The 2,142-nt window shown below is 35.2% G+C and carries 2 protein-coding genes; both read left to right on the top strand.

Translation table 11 applies throughout. From position 1 onward, the window contains the following. Positions 1-333 (top strand): Asp-tRNA(Asn)/Glu-tRNA(Gln) amidotransferase GatCAB subunit C (locus J7J33_05720; protein MCD6168777.1); only part of this gene is annotated, 333 nt, incomplete at its 5' end. A 22-nt stretch (positions 334-355) separates the two neighbouring features. Further along, positions 356-2,142: CBS domain-containing protein (locus J7J33_05715; GenBank protein ID MCD6168776.1), on the top strand; the 1,787-nt coding region annotated here is incomplete at its 3' end.

The raw sequence follows: 2,142 nt of genomic DNA, 5'->3' as shown, positions 1-2,142 counted from the left end.
GTCATAAATGGATATGAAATTGGTGGTGGGAGTATAAGAATTCATGACATAAATTTGCAGAAAAAGATATTTAACCTTTTGGGTTATTCTGATGAGGAGGTCGAGAATAGGTTTGAATTCTTCCTTCGTGCCTTAAGATATGGTGCTCCTCCACATGGAGGTATTGCCCTTGGACTTGATAGGTTAGTTATGCTCCTTTCAGGAGCATCAAGTTTAAGAGATGTAATTCCATTCCCGAAAACACAGAAAGCCATATGTCCTTTAACCTCAGCACCAAGTGAAGTTCAGGAGGAGCAACTCAAGGAACTAAAGATAAAGATTGAAGAGAAGTAAAAGAAAATGTATAATTTAACTGATGAATTTAATTGTTACACACAGATCAGCGGATTTTGATGCTTTAGCATCCCTTATTCTTGCTGGAAAGATCTTTCCAGATTCTGTACTTCTACTTCCCACACTATCTTCTCCTGTTTATTCCTTTTTCTCAATGTATGGAACCCTGTTTGATAACATAAAACCAAAAAAGAAGATAGATTTGGAGAAGATAGATGAGGTTATTGTAGTTGATACCCAGTACCCTGATAGACTTGGTTCAATAGGTGATTTTGTTAAAAATTTTCCAAAGGTTCTGGTTATAGACCATCATGAGCTTGATCCATCTGCTCTACCTCAAGCCAAAAAGATTATAAAGATAGTTGGTGCCACAACCTCAATAATTGCCCATATGCTTAAGAGTAAAAGAATAGAGTTAAACTCTATTGAGGCAAGTCTTGGTGCCCTTGGAATATACGAAGATACAGGAAATCTTACTTTCTTAACAACTAAAAAATACGACATGGAGGCTCTAAGCTATTTATTCAACTTTGGTGTTGATCTAACAATGGTTTCCAAGTATGCAATGACCTATATGAATGTTATACAGAAAAAGGCATTTGAAAAACTTTTGTTTGCTCTTAAGATAAAAACCATAAATGGTTATAGAGTTGGGATTTCAGAGGTTGTGCTGGAAGAGTATGTTGAAGGAATGGGTTTTTTAACACATAAACTTCTTGAGCTTTTTGATCTTTGTGCAGTGTTTATAATTCTGAAATCCATAGAAAAAAAGAGAGCGGTTATAATAGCAAGAAGTAAAACTGTTGAAATAGATGTAAGAAAGATACTTGCTCCCTATGGAGGAGCAGGACATAAGACGGCATCCTCAGCAAGTTTTGAGATTAAGGGGGATGAGATTCTAATTGATAAAATTGTTAAGTTGGTTAAGGAAAACACTTCAAGGAGGATTTTTGCCAAGGATATAATGAGTTCTCCTGTAAAGACCATAAGTGAAGAGAGTACCCTTAATGAAGCAAGGAAAATTATGTTAAGACACGGTTTTTCCGCTCTCCCGGTAGTTAAAAAGGAAAAAATTATAGGAATGCTCTTAAGAAAGGATATCGAGAGGATGGAACTTCATGGGCTCACCAATTTCAAAGTAAAAGATTTTATGAAAAAGAGTATAGTTATTGTATCACCTGAAACTCCCCTTGAAGAAATAGAAAAGATAATGATTGAGGGAAATGTTGGTAGGATTCCTGTAGTGGTTAAGGGAAAGATAGTAGGAATAATTGCAAGAAGTGATATATTAAGAGCTATATACCCTGAGATAAACAAGGTTATCTTTCCTGTAGAGAGGGATTATATAATTGACTTATTGAAAAGAGAAATATCTTCAAGAATAGCAAAGAGGTTTAAGGAGATAGGTAAAATTGCTGAAGGTCTCAATATGAGAGCCTATCTTGTAGGTGGGTTTGTAAGAGATTTGCTTTTAAAGAGAAAGGTAGAGGATATAGATATAGTGGTGGAAGGAGATGCCATAATTCTTGCAAGAAAGATAAAGGAAGAATTTAAAGCAAAGATATTTATACATCCAGATTTTAAAACCGCAAAGGTTGTATTTGATGATGGAGTAAAGATTGATATAGCCTCTTCAAGGAGAGAATACTATAAGGAGCCAGCTGCTCTTCCAAAGATAGAGTGGGCAAGTTTAAAGGAGGATCTTGCAAGAAGAGATTTTACAATAAATACACTGGCGATATCCTTAAATCCTAATGAATTTGGTCTTCTGATAGATCTGTTTGGAGGAATAAAAGATTTAAAGGAAAG

The organism is Caldisericia bacterium (assembly GCA_021158845.1).
GTDB lineage: Bacteria > Caldisericota > Caldisericia > B22-G15 > B22-G15 > B22-G15.
The sequence above is the reverse complement of the archived record's forward strand: the minus strand, read 5'-3'. Positions and strand labels throughout refer to the sequence as shown.